This window comes from Achromobacter sp. 18P8.1.1 (assembly GCF_057799415.1).
Map to the genome: position 1 here is coordinate 136,607 of NZ_JBYOKH010000001.1, position 18,566 is coordinate 155,172.

At 65.4% G+C, this 18,566-nt stretch carries 18 protein-coding genes; 10 read left to right on the top strand and 8 right to left on the bottom strand.

Going from position 1 to position 18,566, the window contains the following annotated elements:
• Window positions 1-79: 79 nt before the first annotated feature.
• Window positions 80-928 (top strand): IclR family transcriptional regulator, encoded by an 849-nt coding sequence (locus AC27VE_RS00610; RefSeq protein ID WP_488702817.1) that lies wholly within the window; start codon window positions 80-82, stop codon window positions 926-928.
• Window positions 929-956: 28 nt separating this feature from the next.
• Here AC27VE_RS00610 and AC27VE_RS00615 read toward each other — a convergent pair whose 3' ends face one another.
• Both AC27VE_RS00615 and AC27VE_RS00620 read right to left on the bottom strand, forming a co-directional pair.
• On the bottom strand, window positions 957-1,943 hold the full coding sequence (locus AC27VE_RS00615) for a Bug family tripartite tricarboxylate transporter substrate binding protein (protein WP_427959657.1): 987 nt from the start codon (window positions 1,941-1,943) through the stop codon (window positions 957-959).
• A 73-nt stretch (window positions 1,944-2,016) separates the two neighbouring features.
• Window positions 2,017-3,144: a mandelate racemase/muconate lactonizing enzyme family protein gene (locus tag AC27VE_RS00620; RefSeq protein WP_315132962.1), complete on the bottom strand. Its 1,128-nt coding sequence runs from the start codon at window positions 3,142-3,144 to the stop codon at window positions 2,017-2,019.
• A 162-nt stretch (window positions 3,145-3,306) separates the two neighbouring features.
• On the opposite strand from AC27VE_RS00620, the gene AC27VE_RS00625 reads away from it, so the two are divergent.
• Window positions 3,307-4,191, top strand: coding sequence for a LysR family transcriptional regulator (locus tag AC27VE_RS00625; protein WP_488702818.1), 885 nt, complete (start codon window positions 3,307-3,309; stop codon window positions 4,189-4,191).
• Here AC27VE_RS00625 and AC27VE_RS00630 read toward each other — a convergent pair.
• On the bottom strand, window positions 4,188-5,378 hold the full coding sequence (locus tag AC27VE_RS00630) for an amidohydrolase family protein (protein WP_488702819.1): 1,191 nt from the start codon (window positions 5,376-5,378) through the stop codon (window positions 4,188-4,190). The genes AC27VE_RS00625 and AC27VE_RS00630 overlap by 4 nt on opposite strands.
• 63 nt (window positions 5,379-5,441) lie before the next feature.
• Window positions 5,442-5,639, bottom strand: coding sequence for a hypothetical protein (locus tag AC27VE_RS00635; protein WP_006223594.1), 198 nt, complete (start codon window positions 5,637-5,639; stop codon window positions 5,442-5,444).
• Window positions 5,640-5,829: 190 nt separating this feature from the next.
• Between AC27VE_RS00635 and AC27VE_RS00640 the strand changes: the two genes are divergently transcribed.
• Window positions 5,830-6,327 carry a hypothetical protein gene (locus tag AC27VE_RS00640; protein ID WP_427959650.1) on the top strand — a complete coding sequence of 166 codons (498 nt, stop codon included), beginning with the start codon at window positions 5,830-5,832 and terminating at the stop codon, window positions 6,325-6,327.
• Between the two features lie 289 nt (window positions 6,328-6,616).
• Window positions 6,617-6,952 carry a hypothetical protein gene (locus AC27VE_RS00645; RefSeq protein WP_006223592.1) on the top strand — a complete coding sequence of 112 codons (336 nt, stop codon included), beginning with the start codon at window positions 6,617-6,619 and terminating at the stop codon, window positions 6,950-6,952.
• A 259-nt stretch (window positions 6,953-7,211) separates the two neighbouring features.
• On the opposite strand, the gene AC27VE_RS00650 is transcribed toward AC27VE_RS00645, so the two are convergent.
• The 4 genes from AC27VE_RS00650 to AC27VE_RS00665 form a co-directional block, all read right to left on the bottom strand.
• Window positions 7,212-7,460 (bottom strand): hypothetical protein, encoded by a 249-nt coding sequence (locus AC27VE_RS00650; RefSeq protein ID WP_081534068.1) that lies wholly within the window; start codon window positions 7,458-7,460, stop codon window positions 7,212-7,214.
• Window positions 7,461-7,689: 229 nt separating this feature from the next.
• A complete protein-coding gene (gene serS, locus AC27VE_RS00655; protein ID WP_006223591.1) occupies window positions 7,690-9,036 on the bottom strand; it encodes a serine--tRNA ligase in 1,347 nt (448 codons plus the stop codon).
• 42 nt (window positions 9,037-9,078) lie between these two features.
• The gene (locus AC27VE_RS00660; RefSeq protein WP_315132983.1) at window positions 9,079-10,419 is read right to left on the bottom strand and encodes a replication-associated recombination protein A; all 1,341 of its coding nucleotides are present in this window, start codon (window positions 10,417-10,419) and stop codon (window positions 9,079-9,081) included.
• A gap of 90 nt (window positions 10,420-10,509) precedes the next feature.
• The gene (locus AC27VE_RS00665; RefSeq protein WP_006223589.1) at window positions 10,510-11,301 is read right to left on the bottom strand and encodes a deaminated glutathione amidase; all 792 of its coding nucleotides are present in this window, start codon (window positions 11,299-11,301) and stop codon (window positions 10,510-10,512) included.
• A gap of 174 nt (window positions 11,302-11,475) precedes the next feature.
• Between AC27VE_RS00665 and AC27VE_RS00670 the strand changes: the two genes are divergently transcribed.
• The 6 genes from AC27VE_RS00670 (at window position 11,476) to AC27VE_RS00695 (ending at window position 18,542) form a co-directional block, all read left to right on the top strand.
• On the top strand, window positions 11,476-12,744 hold the full coding sequence (locus tag AC27VE_RS00670) for an amino acid deaminase (RefSeq protein WP_488702820.1): 1,269 nt from the start codon (window positions 11,476-11,478) through the stop codon (window positions 12,742-12,744).
• 113 nt (window positions 12,745-12,857) lie between these two features.
• A complete protein-coding gene (locus tag AC27VE_RS00675; RefSeq protein ID WP_006223587.1) occupies window positions 12,858-14,417 on the top strand; it encodes an ABC transporter substrate-binding protein in 1,560 nt (519 codons plus the stop codon).
• Between the two features lie 244 nt (window positions 14,418-14,661).
• Window positions 14,662-15,603: an ABC transporter permease gene (locus AC27VE_RS00680; RefSeq protein WP_006223586.1), complete on the top strand. Its 942-nt coding sequence runs from the start codon at window positions 14,662-14,664 to the stop codon at window positions 15,601-15,603.
• A gap of 64 nt (window positions 15,604-15,667) precedes the next feature.
• Window positions 15,668-16,537, top strand: a complete 870-nt coding sequence (locus AC27VE_RS00685) for an ABC transporter permease (RefSeq protein ID WP_006223585.1) — start codon at window positions 15,668-15,670, stop codon at window positions 16,535-16,537.
• 2 nt (window positions 16,538-16,539) lie between these two features.
• Entirely contained in the window at window positions 16,540-17,547 is a 1,008-nt protein-coding gene (locus tag AC27VE_RS00690) for an ABC transporter ATP-binding protein (protein ID WP_280025856.1), read from the top strand.
• Window positions 17,544-18,542, top strand: coding sequence for an ABC transporter ATP-binding protein (locus AC27VE_RS00695; protein WP_006223583.1), 999 nt, complete (start codon window positions 17,544-17,546; stop codon window positions 18,540-18,542). Before AC27VE_RS00690 ends, AC27VE_RS00695 begins: the two co-directional genes overlap by 4 nt.
• The last annotated feature ends 24 nt before the right edge of the window (window positions 18,543-18,566 follow it).

The following is an 18,566-nucleotide window of genomic DNA, read 5'->3' on the forward strand; positions in this document are numbered from 1 at the left end:
GGAAAACCTGTCCCCGCCATCGTCCGAAGCGCGGCGGGGCCGCTGCTACACTGCCGCCAAAGACACAGTGGAGGCAGTGATGGCAAGGCCCGCCGGCAAGGTTGAAAAGAACGCGGAACAGGCGCCGACCGCTGCGCGCAGGGGCATCCAATCGATCGAAGTGGGGTTCCGGATCCTGGACGTGATCCGCAAGACCGGCCGTCCCATGCCCTTGAAGGAAATCGCCGACGCCTGTGAGTTGACCGTGCCCAACGTGCACTACTACCTGGTCAGCTTCCAGAAGGTGGGCGTGGTGCAGCAGCATGCCGACACCGGCCACTACGGCCTGGGGCCCTATGCCTTGCGGCTGGGCCTGGCAGCCCTGGAGCAGTTCGACGTGTTCACCACGGCACGGCCCATCATGGCCGAAGTGGCCGCCGTCACCGGGCACACCGTGTTCCTGGGGGTATGGGGCAATAAGGGGCCGACGATCGTCTATCGCGTCGAAGGCAGCCGCAGCCGTCCGTTGCTGGAACTGCGCGTGGGCAGCGTGATGCCGCTGCTGTCGTCCGCGCTGGGGCGCAATTTCCTGGCCCATCTGCCGGATGCCCTGACACGCGACCTGCTGACGCAGGAACTGGCTTCGTCAGTCCCGGAAAGCCATGGCGGCACGCCGGGCAATTCCTACACGATGAAAGACGTGCAGGCGATCCGCGACGAAGTGCAGAAGCATCACATCAGCCGTTGCCGCCACGCGCTGCTGCCGCACTTCACGTCGCTGTCGGCGCCCATCTTCGACATGCTGGGCGAGATGACCGCGGCCATTACCCTGATGGGTCCGGTGGGCGCGATCGATGATGAACTGGAGTCCGGCACCGCGCGCCTCTTGCGGGAAAAAGCCCGTTCGATCTCGGCGATGGCGGGCTGGGTGGACCCGGACGCGCGCTGAGCCGCCACGTCGCGGGCCCGTTGCCGCGTCAGCTTTCGACGACGATCTTCGCATCCTTGATCGTCTTGGCGTATTTCTGTTGCTCTTGCGTCATGAAGTCGGCAAAACGCTGGACGCTGCCGCCGCCGTCTTCCGCCCCCACCTGCGCCAACTTTTCCTGCACGTCCGCCATGGCCAACACACGGTCGATGTCGCGGTTCATACGCTGGACCATGCCCTCAGGCATCTTGCCCGGCCCCACCATGCCGAACCAGATGCTGGCCTCGAACCCCGGATAACCCTGTTCGGCTACCGTCGGCACGTCCGGCTGGCTTTTCGAACGCTGCTGCAGGGTCTGCGCCAGCGCGATCACCTTGCCCGACTGCAGCAGCGGCGTCGCGGTCGTCATGCCTTCAAAGCAGTACTGCACATGGCCGCCCATCAGGTCATTCATGAGCGGCGCGGAGCCCTTGTACGGCACGTGCAGCACGTCGATGCCGGCACGCGCCTTGAAGATCTCCAGCGCCAGGTGCTGCGCAGAACCGGCGCCGGCGGAACCAAACACGATCTTGCCGGGCTGTGCGCGGCACAGCTTGACCAGGTCGGGCAAGGTCTTGGCCGGCTGCGACGCGCCGCCGATCAGGATGGTGGGCGTCTTGCCCACCAGCGCGATGGGCGAGAAGTCGCGGTCCACCGAATAGGCCAGCTTGGGCTGCAGGCCCGGCGCGATGCCGTGGCTGTTCACATGCGCCATCAAGAGGGTGTTGCCGTCGTTGGGTTGGCGCGCCACCTGCTCGGCGGCGATGATGCCCGCCGCGCCCGCGCGGTTCTCCACGATGACGGGGATGTTCCACATCACACCCAGCTTCTGCCCCAGCAAGCGGGCCAGCACGTCAGTGCCGCCGCCTGCCGGAAAGCCCACCACGATTTTCACGGGGCCGGACGGCAAGTCCGGCTGTTGCGCCCGGGCCGCGGCGGGCAGGACTAGCCCCACCCCCAGCGCCGCGGCGCCGGTCATGAATTGCCTGCGTTGCATTCTTGTCTCCTCGCGCCGGTCCCGTAGGCCGGCGACTGGTTTTAGGGAAGCACTGCCTGCGGGTAATGCGACCTCAGCGGCCGACGCGGGTCCACTTGCCGAACCGTTCGACCATGCGTTCGTCGAAGCCGAAGCCCAAGCCGGGCTCCTGGTGCAACACCACGCGTCCTTGCTTATGGGTCAGTTGGCGATCGACCAGCTTGCGGAAGTTCAGCACCTGGTCGTCCCAGAAGAATTCCACGTAGCGGGCGTTAGGCGTGGCTGCGACCAGCGGCGCGTGCACGTCGTGGAACCAGTGCGGGCAAACAACCACGCCATAGCTGGCGGCAGTCGCCGCAATACGCTTCCATTCAGTGATGCCGCCGCACACCGCCGCGTCCGTCTGCAGGATGCCTGCCGCCCCCTTGTCCAAGAGCTCCTTGTGATACCAGCGGCCATAGCCGATTTCGGCGGTGGCGATCGGCAGATGCGTCAAGCGCGCCAGCTTGGCATGGCTGTCGATATCGTCCGGGCTGAACGGTTCTTCGATGAAATAGGGCTCGTACTGCTCGAAGCGGCGGATGTACTGCATGGCCTGAGTCACGTCCTGCCAGGCGTTATTGCAGTCCATCATCAGTTCGACGTCCGGGCCTACTGCCTCGCGTGCCGCCTTCAAGCGCGCTTCTTCTTCGCGCGGCGACAAGCGGCCGGTCTTCATCTTGACCGCCTTGAAGCCCTTGTCCACATAGCTGGCCATTTCTTCGCCCAGATGCTGCGGCGTCTTGCCGTCCAGGTAGTAGCCGCCGCTGGCATAGGCGGGTACGGTTTCCAGTTCGACGGCGCCCAGGAACTTGTGCAGCGGCAGGCCGGCCGTCTTGGCGTTCAGGTCCCACAGCGCGATGTCCAGTGCGCTCAACGCGCGCATCACGGTGCCCTGGCGGCCTTGCAGCAGCGCCTCCTGGTACATGGCCTGCCACAGGCCTTCCACGGCATGCGAGTCCTTGCCCAGCAGCACGGGCCCCAGCAGGCTTTGCACCGCCGCCTCGAAGATGGCGCCACCGGCGCTGCCCACGTAGCAAAAACCGATGCCTTCCACGCCGTCGCTGGAACGCACCTTGACCAGGCCATAGTGCCGCGTGGAGACGGTGCGGTTCGAGAAGGAAGTGACTTTGTCCAACGGCACCGCGGCGGCGCATACGTCAATGGATTCAATGATGGGCACGGCAGGCTCCTTGATAAGGGAAAAATTCCGACAGGCGGCGCCAACGCAGCTTGCGCGGGCTGAATGCTCTGGACGTATTCTTCCCCTCGCCAAAGAAAACAACAATTATCGTCATGCATCTTTAGAATATGGATATTCCATCTTCCCAAGAGGCTTGCCGCCGTGGACTCGCGCTTTCTGCAAACCTATGTGCATGTCGTGGAACTGGGGTCCATCGCCCAGGCCGCGCGGCACCAGGGGCTGACGCCGGCCACCGTGCAGCAGCGGCTGCGGGCGCTGGAAGCTGATGTAGGCAGCGCGCTGATCGCCCGCTCCGGGCGCACCGTCAAACCGACGCCGGCCGGCCTGCGCATCCTGGACCGCGCGCGCCACATCCTGCGCGACGTGCGGGACCTGCGCTCGGCCGCCAGCGACACCGAGCTGCCCGCCGGCCCCTTGCGGCTGGGCGCCACGCCCACCGCGCTGACCGGCATCATGCCGCCCGTGCTGCGCACCTGGGTCGCCCGCCACCCGCACATCGAAATCTATATCGAACCCGCGCCCACCACGCTGCTGTACGGCAAGGTGCTGTCGGGCGAACTGGACGGTGCGTTGCTGGTGCACCCACTGTTCTCTCTGCCCAAGACCTGCGCGTGGCGCGACCTGCGCCATGAACCGCTGGTGCTGGTCACCCCCGCCGACATGAAGGTGCGCGACCCGCTGGCGGTAATCGCGCGCGAGCCCTACATCTGCTACGACCGCAGCGTGGTTGGCGGGAAAATGGCGGACGACTATCTGCGGGCGCGCAACCTGCGGCCGCACGTACGATTCGAGCTCGATGGCATCGATTCCATCGCCAAGCTGGTCTCAGAGGGATTGGGGGTGGCGCTGTTGCCGGATTGGGCCGCCTCCGACACGCTGGCGGCGCGGGTCAAGCGCTGGCCGTTGCCGGCGCCCTGCCCGGTGCGCACGGTAGGCGCGATCTGGTTGCGCGCCGGCGTGCGGTCGGAGCTGATGCGGGCCTTCGTGGAACTGACCGAGTCGCAGCTCGGCCTGTCCCAGCCTTAGGCAATCGCGTCCTGCCCCTTGCGTGCCACGATCGCGCCGGCGGACACGACCAGGCGGCGGGGCTTGCGGGTCACCACGGCTTCGGCCACACAGTTGGCATCCACCAGAACCAGATCGGCGCGCGCGCCCGGCGTCAGGCCGTAATCCGCGAAACCACAGGCGCGGGCCGCGGCTCCCGTCACGCAGTCGAATGCCCATTCGACCTCGTCGTCGCGACGCAGGTCGTTGCGCAAGCCGATCATCATGGCGCGCGCCAGCATGTCGGGGCTGCCATAAGGCGTCCAGGTATCGCGGATGCCGTCATTGCCGCCAAAGATCGTCACGCCGGCCTCGCGGCAGGCGCGCACGGCCGGCACGGGCCGCGATGGCGGCGCCGTGGTCAGCACGGCCAAGTCCAGCGCGGCCAGCCGCCGAAGCAGGCCGTCCAGCCGCTTGGCGTCGATCCCGCCCAGGCAGAAGGCATGGCTGATGACCACCTTGCCCTGCATGCCCAGTGCCGCGACGCGGTCCAGGGTCAGGTCCAGCGTGAACGCGCCCAGCTCGCCGGGTTCGTGCAGATGGATGTCCACGGGCTTGCCATGCTTGTCGGCCAGGCCAAACAGCACATCCAGGGATCTTGCGGGGTCGCGGTCGATGGCGGACGGGTCCAGGCCACCCAGCACGTCGGCGCCTTGGGCCAGCGCCTGGTCCAGCAATTCGGCCGTACCCGGACGGATCAGCAAGCCCGATTGCGGGAAAGCCACCGTCTGGATTTCGATGCGGCCGGCCAGTTCTTCTCGGGTGGCATGCACGCCATCCAGGTGGCGCAAGCCGGCATCGGTATCGACGTCGACGTGGCTGCGGATGCGCGTCGTGCCTTCGCGCAGAAAGGCCAGCGCCAAGGCGCGCGCATGGCTGGCGGCGTCATGGCCCGTGCTGGCGCGCCAGGCGCGTTCGTTGTCGATGCGGTCCGTCAGCGCGGACCCGACCTCGTTGACGTACCAGGGCGATTCCCAGTTGGTCTTGTCCAGGTGGGTGTGCCCTTCGATCAGGCCCGGCAGCAGCAAGGCGCCACCGCCGTCCTCCACCAGGGCATCGGCTGCGCCTTCGATGGCAGCGCCGATGTGGGCGATGCGGCCGGCGCGCACCAGCACGTCCACGGTATCGGCGGGCGACACGCGGACATTCTTCAATAACAGGTCGGTCATGGTGTGTTCCGCACAAGCGCAGGCGGCCGGCCCCAGCGGCCGGCTACGCAAACCCCTTCGGCATCAACCTTGCGGCGGTTCGATCCAGAAGAAGCGTTCACCTTGGCGGACCATGTCGGCCACGCCTTCGGCGCCGATGCGGTAGTCCGTACCCATCAGCGATGCGCCGCCGTCTTCATGGATGTGGATGACGGCCAGCGGGTCGTTGGCCATGGTGTACCAGTAGTAGCCAGGCTTGAGGTCATGCAGGTCTGTAGTCATGCCTTGAGTATACAAATAACGACGGCGGTACAAAAAGACAACACTAATACAAACCGTGCCTGACATCATGAACACGACACGTCATACTGCCTCCACCTAGATAAAAATAGCTGGTGCACTGGTCACACATCGATTTCGACGCGCGAGCGGAAACGCGCGGGACGTTAATCGAGAGGAGAATAGCGAGCGCATGAAAAGGCAGTCACTTCAATTCAGCGAACCGCTTAAGCAAGCCGTCTTGAACGGTTCAAAAGTGCAGAGCCGCCGCATTTTGAAGCCGCAGCCGACTAAACCCACCACGGTCTGGTACGCGGATGCGGAGGACTCCGGCAGATGGGTCGCCATGGGCCCTGGCCGCGACAACCCTTCGGAACTGCGCAAGACCTCCAGCTGGGTCAGATGTCCCTATGGGAAATCCGGCGAGAGCATCATATTGACGGATGAAGCGGGCCAGCCGTTCGCGACCGCGGTGATCGTGGGCGTACGCATACAGCGTTTACAGAACCTGACCGAAGCCGACGCACGCGCCGAAGGCACACAAGCCTTGTATGAATCCTCGGCGCTGCTGCCGGGCGTGCCCTTGCAAACTGCGTTTGCGTTGACGTGGTGTGAGCGTTACGGCTCCCACGCCTGGGCCGCGAATCCGTGGGTCTGGGTAGTGGAATTCCGCCGTCAGCAGGCCGAATAGCGCGTTGCTCACGGGCGTGCGGCTTGCAGGCCCTGCCACGATGGTGACGACGTGTAACACCCCTGTTGAACTTCATCCTATTCCAGCTGATTTCAATCGATTTCAAGTGCGGGTTTACCAGAGCGGACGCACCACGCCGCAGTGCAGCACGAACCGGGATGCAGGCAACAGAGCGGTTGCGGATTGTCGCTATTGAGGGAGGCCCGCTTACGAAAACCGAGCGGGAAAGTCCGAAAATAGGGCCGTCGAATACTCAACTTTGCTGTGTCGTGCAGCAGGCAGGTGCAACATGAAAAAATGGCTTATCGCAGGTGCCGGTGCCGCAGGTCTGCTGATCTCCAGCGTCGCATTGGCCCGTGTGGATGTGGGCATTTCCATCGGCGTACCCGGGGTGGTCTATCCGGCGCCGGTCTATGTCGCGCCCGCACCGGTCTACGTGGCCCCGCCGCCGCCCGTCTACTACCGCCCGGCCCCCGTGTACGTGGCGCCCCCGGTGGTCTACCCCGCTCCGGTCTATTACCGCGGCGGCCCCTACTGGCGCGGCGGCCCGCCCCCGCGCTACTACGGCCCGGGCCCGGGTTATTACCGCGGACACGGGCACGGCCACGGCGATTGGCGCCGTTAAAAAGGCAAAGGCCACTCGATGAGTGGCCTTTTTTTATTGCCCGCAACGCGTGAGACGCGTGGAGGGCTGCACTGCTTTTTCCTTGGGGACATTGTCCGGTGCCCCGTTGGAGCGGTATCAAGCTGCGGGAGCCGGTACCGGTTTGCCAGCCAGGGCGGCCGGCTTTTGCAATGCCGCGTTGGCCTTATTGGCCTCTTGCGACGATTCCTGAACAAGATCGATCCATCTACGGGGCGCACTTGACGCCCGCCACCAACCATTATGCGGACGCATGAGCAAACTCCGGTTCACCGTTAAAACGCACACCATTGATTTCTTGGAACAATTGACGGCTTTCCTGTTCTGCTTCGTGCAAGTCAGAGAACGGCGCCTGTCCCGGCACAGTCCAGCATTTTTCCGGTGCGGTACCGCCGACTCGGCGGGTCCATATCTGCACGCGGTAGCCCTGTTCGTCTTCATGAGCGACAGAGCATCTCACACGAAAATCTCCAATCATTCTTGAAGTCATGGACAACTCCTTGTTTTATATGTGAATGAAGCGTGTAGAACGCGGGTGTATTGTGCCGCAACTATCCGGCCCTTTTATTGAAAATACACAATTGCTCACATCAAAATCAAGCACACACGCGCTCACGATAATGAGCAAAAGCGACAGGAATATGTCGCATGATAAAAAAAAACGGAGCCCGCAGGCTCCGTCTTTTTATCCGCCAAATGGAGGATAGGCGCGTTGCGCGTCAGGGTTTCAGCACCGAAATGCCGCCCATATAAGGCTGCAGCGCTTCCGGAATCAGCACGCTGCCGTCGGCTTGTTGGTGATTTTCCAACACGGCCACCAATGCGCGGCCGACCGCCAGGCCGGAACCGTTCAAGGTATGCACGAATTCCGGTTTACCTTGGGCATTGCGGAAACGCGCCTGCATGCGACGGGCCTGGAAGGTCTCGCAGTTGGACACCGACGAAATCTCGCGCCAGGTGTTTTGCGCCGGCAGCCACACTTCCAGGTCATAGGTCTTGGCCGAACCAAAGCCCATGTCGCCCGTGCACAGCAGCACCACGCGGTACGGCAGGCCCAGCAACTGCAGCACGCGCTCGGCATGGCCGACCATGTCTTCCAGTGCCTCGTAGGACTGGTCGGGTTGCGTGATCTGCACCATTTCGACCTTGTCGAACTGGTGTTGGCGGATCATGCCGCGGGTGTCGCGGCCGCCGCTGCCGGCTTCCGAGCGGAAGCAAGGCGTGTGGGCGGTCAGCTTCAGCGGCAGGTCGGCGGCGGCCTGGATGGTGTCGCGCGCCACGCTGGTCAGCGTGATTTCGGAGGTGGAGATCAGGTATTGGTCTTCACGCACGTACGGGTTGCCGGCCGCGTCCACCTTGGGATCGTCGTCGCCGCCGCCCTTGGACACGGCAAACATGTCGTCCTTGAACTTCGGCAACTGGCCCGTTCCGTACAGGGTCGAGGCGTTGACGATGTAGGGCGTGTAGCACTCGGTGTAGCCGTGCGTGCCCGTTTGCAGGTCCAGCATGAACTGGGACAGCGCACGGTGCAGACGGGCGATCGGGCCGCGCATGAACGAGAAGCGCGCGCCCGACAGCTTGGCCGCCATGTCGAAATCCAGGCCCAGCGGTTCGCCGATGGCGACGTGGTCGCGCGCTTCGAACGCCAGAGCCGGCGGGTTGCCGTCAGCGCCGGCGGCGCCAGGCAGCCAGCGGCGGACCTCGACGTTGTCGTCGGCGGATTCGCCCAGCGGCACGCTGGCGTGGGGCAGGTTCGGCACCGACATCAGCAGGTCGTTGAGCGGAGCCTGCAGCGCGGCCAGCTCTTCTTCCAGCTGCTTCAAGCGGACCGGCACGGCCTGCGATTCGGCCATGACGGCGCTGGCGTCTTCGCCCTTCGCCTTCAACTGACCGATCTGCTTGGCCAGCGCGTTGCGGCGGGCTTGCAGGGACTCGGTTTCGGTCTGGACGGCCTTGCGGCGAGACTCCAGATCGTTGAACCGTTCCGTGTCGAAGGACACGCCACGGCTCTTGAGGCGGTCTACGACGGTTTGCAGGTCTTTGCGCAGCAGTATCGGGTCTAGCATGGTGATGTCAGTGAGGTGGCGGAAAGCAACGGGCGTGGCCCGTTACCGGTTCTTGGCGCGTTCCTGTGCGTCCAACTCGCGCAGGAATGCCAACTTCTGCTGGATTTTAGCCTCCAGCCCCCGATCGGTCGGCCGATAGAAGGAAGGCTTCAGTCCATCAGGGAAATATTGTTCGCCCGCGGCGTAGCCGTGCGGCTCGTCGTGGGCATAGCGGTACGCCTTGCCGTGGCCCAGTTGCTTCATCAGCTTGGTGGGCGCATTGCGCAGGTGGATGGGCACCGGCGCGCTGCCGTGCTCGGCGGCAAACTGGCGGGCTTGATTGTAGGCGTTGTAGACGGCGTTCGATTTGGCCGCACAGGCCATGTAGACCACCGCTTGCGCCAGCGCCAGTTCGCCTTCGGGCGAACCCAGGCGTTCATAGATGTCGGCGCCGTTGACCGCCAGGTCGGTGGCGCGAGGGTCTGCCAGGCCGATGTCCTCGACCGCCATGCGCACCAGCCGGCGCGACAGGTATTTGGGATCGGCGCCGCCGTCGATCATGCGGCAGAACCAGTACAGCGCGGCGTCGGGGTTGGAGCCGCGCACCGATTTATGCAGCGCGCTGATCTGGTCGTAGAAGGCGTCGCCGCCCTTGTCGAAGCGCCGCAGGTTCTGCGACAGCGAAATCTCCAGCCAGGCGGCGTCTACCGAGTCCCGGCCCGCCGACTGCGCGGATTCGGCCACGACTTCCACCGCGCTGATCAGGCGGCGCGCGTCGCCATCGGCCCAGGCCGCCAGCTGCTCGCGCGCGTCGGCCTCCACCCGGATGGCCTCGCCCTCTTCCAGGCCGTCGTTCAGCGCGTCGACCGCGCGGTCGACCAGTTGCTGCAGTTCTTCGGGGGAGAGCGACTGCAGCACGTACACCCGCGCCCGCGACAGCAAGGCCGAGTTGACCTCGAACGAGGGGTTTTCGGTGGTGGCGCCGATGAAGGTGAAGAGCCCGCTTTCCACATAGGGCAGGAACGCGTCCTGTTGCGCCTTGTTGAAGCGGTGCACTTCGTCGACGAAGAGGATGGTGCGGCGGCCCTGGCCTTGCGCCACCTGCGCCACCGTCACGGCTTCCCGGATGTCCTTGACGCCACCCAGCACGGCCGAAATGGCGATGAACTGGGCGTCGAAGCCGTCGGCCATCAGCCGCGCCAGCGTGGTCTTGCCCACCCCCGGCGGCCCCCAGAAGATCATGGAATGCGGACGACCGGATTCGAAAGCGACGCGCAGGGGCTTGTCCGGGCCCAGCAGGTGCGACTGCCCGACCACGTCGGACAAGGTGCGCGGGCGCAGGCGTTCGGCCAGGGGCACATAGGGCCGATGCGCTGGATCGGCCGCGAAGAGATCGTTGCTCATTGGCAGCAGATGAGGGAAGACAGCAAGAAGTTCAAGTCGGTATTACACCATGCCCGCCGCCCCCGCCCGACCCAGCGGGCAGCGCGGCGTTCAGGACAATTCCGGCGGCGCGAAACGGCGGTTGGCCAGCACGGGCAGCACGCGGCGGGCATGCGCCAGGCGCTCGGGGTCGATGTCGGCGAACACCAGCGCCGGCGCTTCGCCCGCGCGCGCCGTCACGACGCCCAGCGGATCCACCACCATGCTGCAGCCGATATTGCGTTCGCCGCATTCGCCGGTGGCCGCCACATAGCAGGTGTTCTCCAGGGCACGCGCCGTGACCAGGACTTCCCAGTGCATTTCCTTGAGCGGGCCGCGCACCCAGGCGGCCGGCAGCACCAGCAGATCGGCCCCGTCCAGCGCCAGGCGGCGCGCCATTTCGGGAAAGCGCACGTCATAGCAGGTCATCAGCCCCACGCGCAGGCCGGCGATTTCCAGCAAGGGCGGGATCTCGGTGCCGGGGGTGACGTTAGTGGACTCCTTCATGTTGAAGGCGTCGTACAGATGCAGCTTGCGGTACTGCGAGACGATCTCGCCGTCGCGCAGCGTAATGAGCGTATTCCAGACCCGGCCTTCGCCCGTCGGGATGTGCACGCACATCATCGTCGACAGGGACGAGCCGCGGCTGGCCTCGCGCAGGCGCGTCATGAAGGGCCCGTCCAGCGGCTGCGCGGCCTTCAGCACGATCTGCGGATCGGTGATGTCGCGGGCCAGGATGCCTTCGGGCAGCACGAGCAAGTCGGCGCCGCCCTCGCGGGCGCGCTCCATCAGGTCGACGCAGACCTGGGCGTTCTCTTCCCAGACGCGGCTGACGGCGAACTGGCCCAAAGCGACTTTCAGCATGACTCTTTCCTTGAGGGATCGTTTTTCGGGCAATTTCCCGGGTTTTCCTATTGTCGCGCCAACCGGCGCTGCGCGCCGACTACGGGAAACTCCTAGCTCCCGCTTGTAAATTTCTTTCACGATAATGAAAAAAACAGCATTTGACGTAAATATTTTCCAGAGATGGCGCCCACCATGACGAACTCTTCCTCCCCCGCAGCCCTGTTGGACGTGAACGGCAAAGGCCTGGGCGCGTTTCCCGACTCCTGTACTACCGCCGACGTGGCGGCCCTGAACTGGAACCTGCTGGACGAAGACATCAGCCTGCCGGTGGCGGTGCTGTACGAAGCCCGTGTCCGCCACAACCTGCAGTGGATGCAGGAGTTCATGGAGGCCTACCACGTCAAGCTGGCCCCGCATGGCAAGACCACGATGAGCCCGGCGCTCTTCAAGCGCCAGATCGACAACGGCGCCTGGGGCATCACGCTGGCGACCGCGCCGCAGGTGCTGGCCGCGTATCAGCACGGCATCCGCCGGGTGCTGATGGCCAACCAACTGGTTGGCCACGCCAACATGGCCATCATCGCCCGCCTGCTGCAGGATCCGGCCTTTACCTATTTCTGCATTGTGGATTCCCCCGCCAATGCCGCCCAGCTGGGCAAGTTTTTCGGCGAACAGGACCTGACCCTGTCCGTGCTGATCGAACTGGGCCCGACCGGCGGGCGCACGGGCGTGCGCGACGACGCGCAGCTGCAAGCGGTGGTCGAGGAAATCGGCCGCTGGCCCGGCCTGGCGCTGGCGGGCATCGAAGTCTATGAAGGCGTGCTGCAGGAAGAAGGCGCCATCCGCGCCTTCCTGCGCCGCGCCACCGACGCCCTGCGCGGCCTGGCCACCGCCGGCCGCCTGCGCAAGAGCGGCCCCGCGCTGATTTCCGGCGCCGGTTCGGCCTGGTTCGACGTGGTGGCCGAAGAATTCTCGCAGCTGGATATCGGCACGCCGCTGGAAGTGGTGCTGCGCCCCGGCTGCTACCTGTCGCACGACGTGGGCGTCTACCGCTCGGCTGCTGAACGCATCAACGCCCACAACCCGGTGGCCAAGAAAATGGAACCGGGCCTGCTGCCGGCCTTGCAGGTCTGGGCTTATGTGCAATCGCTGCCCGAACCCGGCCGCGCCATCATCGCGATGGGCAAGCGCGACGCCGCGTTTGACGCCGGCCTGCCCACGCCCGCCCTGCACTTCCGTCCCGGCCAGGATGCGCCCGCCCTCGCGTCCCAGACGTGGAAGCTGACCGCCATGATGGACCAGCACGCTTTCATGCAGATCGGCGAAGGCGACGACATCCAGGTCGGCGACATGATCGCCTTCGATATCTCCCACCCCTGCCTGACGTTCGACAAGTGGCGCCAGGTGCTGCTGGTGGACGAGCAGTACCGCGTCACCGACGTGGCCGAAACCTTCTTCTGAACGCCCCCTGCCTGCCGCACCGCGCCAGGCCCGAGGGGGCTGAAAGACCTGGGATCCCGGCGCTTACCCGATACCACGCGACAACCTGTTTTTGACCCTCTGGAGAGAGAATCATGAACTTCCGTACCTCCCGGCGAGGCGGTGGGCTGACCAGCCTGCTCGCGGCCGGCGCAATTGGCTTGACCGCATTGTCGTCCCCCGCCCTCTGTGCCGCGCCGGTCAAGGGAGGCACGATATCCGTCGCCACCATCGGTGAGCCGCCCACGCTGGACCCGATGACCAGCACCGCCGACCTGGTGGGCATCCTGACGCAGCATTTCTTCGAAACGCTCTACACCTTCGACGCCAAGTGGAACCTGACCCCGCTGCTGGCCGACAAGATGCCGGAGGTTTCCGCGGACGGCCTGATCTACACGATCCCGCTGCGCCAGGGCATCACGTTCCATGACGGCTCGAAGATGGATTCGTCTGACGTGCTGGCCTCCTTGAAGCGCTGGACCGAAACCGCCACGCGCGGCAAGGGCGCCGCCAAGGTCATCAGCAGCATCGAAGCGCCGGACGCCAACACCATCCGCATCACGCTGAAAGAACCGTATGCGCCGCTGACCGCACTGCTGGCCATGAACAATGCCGCGGCCGTCATCATGCCCAAGGGCAAGATCGCGCCGGTGCTGACCGAAATCGTTGGCACGGGCCCCTATCAGTTGAAGGCCCGCGTGCCGGACCAGTACATCCAGCTGGTGCGCTTCGAAGGCTACAAACAGCGCGAAGGCGAGCCCGACGGCTACGGCGGCGCGCGCAAGCAATACCTGGACGAAATCCGCTTTGTGCCGGTCAGCAATGCCAATACCCGTTCGGAAGCCGCCGCCGCCGGCCAGTTCGACTATGTCGACTCGCTGCCCGTGGAAGCGCTGGACAAGCTCAAGGGCGGCCGTTCGGACCCGGTGATGCTCAAGCCCTTCGGCTGGCCGCGCCTGGTGCTCAACACCAAGCAAGGCATCATGTCCAACCTGGCCGTGCGCCAGGCGGTGCAGTTGGCGCTGAACGAAGAGGACATGCTGTTCGCCGCCTTTGGCAACAAGGAGTTCTACAAGCTGAACGGCGACCTGTATCCGGAAGGCTACCCGTGGGCCACGTCGCTGGGCGGCAAGGTCTACAACAAGGCCGACTCCGCTGCCGCCAAGAAGCTGCTGGACAGCGCCAATGTGGCTGACAAGAAGATCCGCATCCTGACCAGCCAGCAGTACGAGTTCCATTACAAGATGGCGCTGGTGGCCGCGGAATATCTGAAGGCCGCCGGCTTCACGGTGGACATGCAGGTCGTTGACTGGGCCACCTTGACGCAACGCCGCCAGGATCCGGCCGTGTGGGACATCTTCATCACCCACAGCGTGTTCCTGCCGGAACCCGCGCTGATCGACTTCCCGTCCAAGGACGCGCCGGGCTGGTGGGACACGCCGCGCCGCGCGCAGGTGATGGACGCCTTCAACCAGGCACGCACGCAGGAAGAGCGCATCAAGCGCTGGGCCGACGTGCAGCAGGCCGTGTATGACGAGATCCCCTTCGTGAAGGTCGGTGACTTCAACGCCCAGGCCGCGCGCTCGCCGTCGCTGCAAGGCACCAAGCCCGCCCCGTGGCCGTTCTTCTGGAACGCCTGGAAGGCCCCGAAGTGACGGCACGTGGTACGTAGGATCGATGAAGCGCGCGAGTTCTTAACGAAGAACTCGATTGCCCAGCGCGCGTAACCCATCGAACGGCGGTTGCGTTGTGGCTGAAGTTGCCAAGAAATCACCGCTGCTTGATGGGTTGCGCGCGCTCGACGGCAATGTTCTTGCCCAAGCACTCTCGCGCTACACCCATCCTACGCCCCCCACGAACCGTCTCCCTGCACCGAACGACGCTTTTTAGGACATCATCGTGTTGCGTTATCTCTTAAACCGGCTGGTCGGGCTGGTGGCCGTGATGTTCATCGTCGCGACCATCGTGTTCGTCATCATCCGCGTCACGCCAGGCGACCCGGCCGCAGTGATGCTGGGTCCGCAGGCCAGCCAGCAAGACATCGCCGCGCTGCGCACGCAGCTGGGGCTGGACCAGCCCATGGCGATCCAGTACCTGTCGTGGCTGGGCAAGTTGGCGCAGGGCGACCTGGGCCAATCCATCTTCATGAACAAGCCCGTGCTGTCGGCGCTGGCCGACCGCGCCGAACCGACGATCCTGCTGACGCTGATGTCGCTCTTGATCGCCAGCGCCATCGCGCTGCCGGTGGGGATCCTGTCCGCCGTCAAACGCGGCACAACGCTGGATCAGTCGGTGCTGTCGTTCTCGATGTTCACCTCCAGCGTGCCGAGCTTCTGGCTGGGCCTGCTGCTGATGCAGATTTTCTCGGTGAAACTGGGCTGGCTGCCCGTGTCCGGCTATGGCGGCCCCGATGCGTCGCTGGCCACGCGCCTGTCGCACCTGATCCTGCCCGCCGTGGTGCTGGGCCTGGTGAATTCCGCGCTGATCACCCGTTTCATCCGCGCCAGCATGCTGGACGTGCTGCGCGACGACTACGTGCGCACGGCGCGGGCCAAAGGCCTGCCGGAAAGCAAGGTCATCCTGAAGCATGCCGTGCGCAACGCGCTGATCCCGATCCTGACGGTGCTGGGCCTGACGACGGCCCTCCTGATCAGCGGCGCGGTCGTGACGGAAACGGTGTTCGGCCTGCCCGGCGTGGGCAGCCTGGTGGTGTCGGCGGTATTGCGCCGCGACTACCCCGTCATCCAGGGCGCGCTGCTGGTCATCGCGGCCATCTACGTGCTGATCAACCTCCTTATCGACCTGCTGTACCTGGTGGTCGATCCTCGGGTCCGTTACTGATGATGCGTCTTACCCCCGAAGCGCCCGCAGCGCTTACCGATGCACCGCAAGTGGAGCAACTGACATGACAACCGGGACTACCGTGAATTCCGGAACCGACCGCTGGCAGGTGCTGCGCCTGCTGGTGTCGCGCAAGACGGTCCTGATCAGCCTGATCGTGATCATCGTGCTGGTGGCCGCCGCGCTGCTGGCGCCGTGGGTCAGCCCCTACGATCCGTTCAAGCTGTCCATCATGAACCGGCTGAAGGCGCCGGGCGCCGCGCACTGGTTCGGCACCGACGACTTCGGACGCGATGTGTTCAGCCGCGTCATCTATGGCGGCCGGCTGTCGCTAATGGTGGGCTTTTCCGTCGTGATCGTGTCCAGCGTGCTGGGCATCGCGCTGGGCCTTGTCGCCGGCTTCTTCCGTTCGGCCGACAAGTTCGTCTCGCGCCTGATCGACGCCATGATGGCGTTTCCCGACATCCTGCTGGCCATCTCGCTGGTGGCCGCGCTGGGGCCGTCGTTGATCAACGTGGTGATCGCGCTGGGCATCGTCTACACGCCGCGCCTGGCCCGCATCGTGCGCGCCTCGACGCTCGTGATCCGTGAACTGCCTTTCGTGGAGGCAGCCCGCGCGCTGGGCGTGCCGACCTGGCGCATCGTCACCGTGCACGTGCTGCGCAACCTGGTGTCGCCCATCCTGGTGCAGGGCACGTTCATCTTCGCCTACGCGATCCTGGCCGAAGCCGGCTTGTCGTTCCTGGGCGTGGGCGTATCGCCCGACATCCCCACCTGGGGCACCATGATCAACGCCGGCCAGCAATACATGGGCTCGGCCGACTGGATCATGATCTTCCCCGGCATCGCCATTGTCCTGTCCGTGCTGTCGCTGCAACTGGTCGGCGACGGCCTGCGCGACGTACTCGACCCGCGCCTGCGCAAGGAGCTGTAATCATGACGGCAAGCACCCGAGACGTCGTGCTGTCCGTGGAAGGGCTGAAGACCTGGTTCCACAGCCGCGACGGCATCGCCAAGTCCGTGGACGGCGTCACCTTCGATCTGGCCCGCGGCGAAACGCTGGCCATCGTGGGCGAATCCGGTTCCGGCAAATCCGTGACCAGCCTGTCCATCATGGGCCTGTTGCCCAAACCGGCCGGTCGCATCGAAGGCGGCAAGATCCTGTACCGCGACCGCCAGGGCACGCAGCACGACCTGGCCCGCGCCACGCCCGCCACCCTGCAGAAGATCCGCGGCGCCGAAATCGCCATGATCTTCCAGGAACCGATGACCAGCCTGAACCCGCTGTACACGGTGGGCGACCAGATCGCCGAAGCCGTACTGCAGCACGAAGGCGGCTCTTATGCCTCGGCGATCCGGCGCGCCCGCGACATGCTGGAACGCGTGGAGATCCCCGCCGCCGACCGCCGCGTCAACGAGTACCCGCACCAGATGTCGGGGGGCATGCGCCAACGCGTGATGATCGCGCTGGCGCTGGCCTGCAACCCGGCGGTGCTGATCGCCGACGAGCCCACCACCGCGCTGGACGTGACCGTGCAGGCCCAGATCCTGGACCTGCTGCGCCGGCTGCAGAAAGAGATGAACATGAGCATCCTGTTCATCACCCACAACCTGGGTGTGGTGGCCGAGATCGCGCATCGCGTGGCCGTCATGTACGCCGGGCGCGTGGTGGAAGACGCGGGCGTCTACGACCTGTTCGAAAAGCCCACGCACCCCTACACCCGCGGCCTCCTGTCCTGTCTGCCCACGGCCGCCCTGCTGGCTTCGGGCGAACGCCTGCGCGCCATCCCCGGCAACGTTCCCAGCGTGCTGTCGCTGCCGGCGGGCTGCACGTTCGCGCCGCGCTGCGAACTGGCTGCTGACGACTGCCGCGCCGCCGTGCCCGAACTGATCGCCGTGCAACCCGAACACCGCGCGCGCTGCATCAAGGTGAAACCGATATGACGAGCCCCCAAGTGAGCGTGCGCGCCGAAGATCCGCTGGTCCGCATTGAAGACCTGAAAGTCCACTTCCCGACCTCGCAAGCGCGCAACGCCCCCGTCGTGCGGGCCGTGGACGGCGTAAGCTTCGACGTGCCCAGAAACACCATCGTGGGCTTGGTGGGTGAATCCGGGTCGGGCAAGACCACTACCGGCCGCGCGCTGCTGCGCCTGTTCGCGCCAACCGCCGGCCGCATCCTGTTCGACGGGCAGGACATCACCACGCTGAATGAAAAGCAGATGCTGCCGTGGCGCCGCCGCATGCAGATCGTGTTCCAGGACCCGTACGCCAGCCTCAACCCTCGCATGACGGTGGCCGAGATCCTGGGCGAGGCGCTGGACACGCACCGGCTGGCGCAGCATCGTCGTTCGGCCCGCATCGGCGAACTGCTGGAGCGCGTGGGCCTGAACGCCGACCACAGCCGCCGTTACCCGCACGAGTTCTCGGGCGGCCAGCGCCAACGCATCGGCATCGCCCGGGCGCTGGCGGTGGAGCCCGACTTCATCGTGGCGGACGAACCCGTGTCGGCGCTGGACGTGTCGGTGCAGGCGCAGGTGCTGAACCTGCTGCAGGACCTGCAGCGCGACCTGGGCCTGACCATGCTGTTCGTCGCCCACGACCTGGCGGTGGTGGACTACCTGTGCGACGAGGTCGTCGTGATGTACCTGGGCCGCGTCATGGAACGCGGCCCGACCAGCGAGGTTTACGCCCGCCCGCGCCACCCCTATACCCGCGCGCTGCTGTCCGCGGCGCCCGTGCCGGATCCGCGCGCGCCGCGTTCGCGTATTCTGCTCAAAGGCGATATCCCCAGCCCGGTCAATCCGCCATCCGGCTGCGTGTTCCGCACGCGCTGCCCGCATGCCATCGACGCCTGCGCCACGATCGACGCGCAGGCCGTCAGCGTGGGCCCCGGCCACTTCGTGGCCTGTTCGCGCATCGACGACCCCGAGCTGGCCTAGCCTTTGCCCCGCCCCGATCTGATC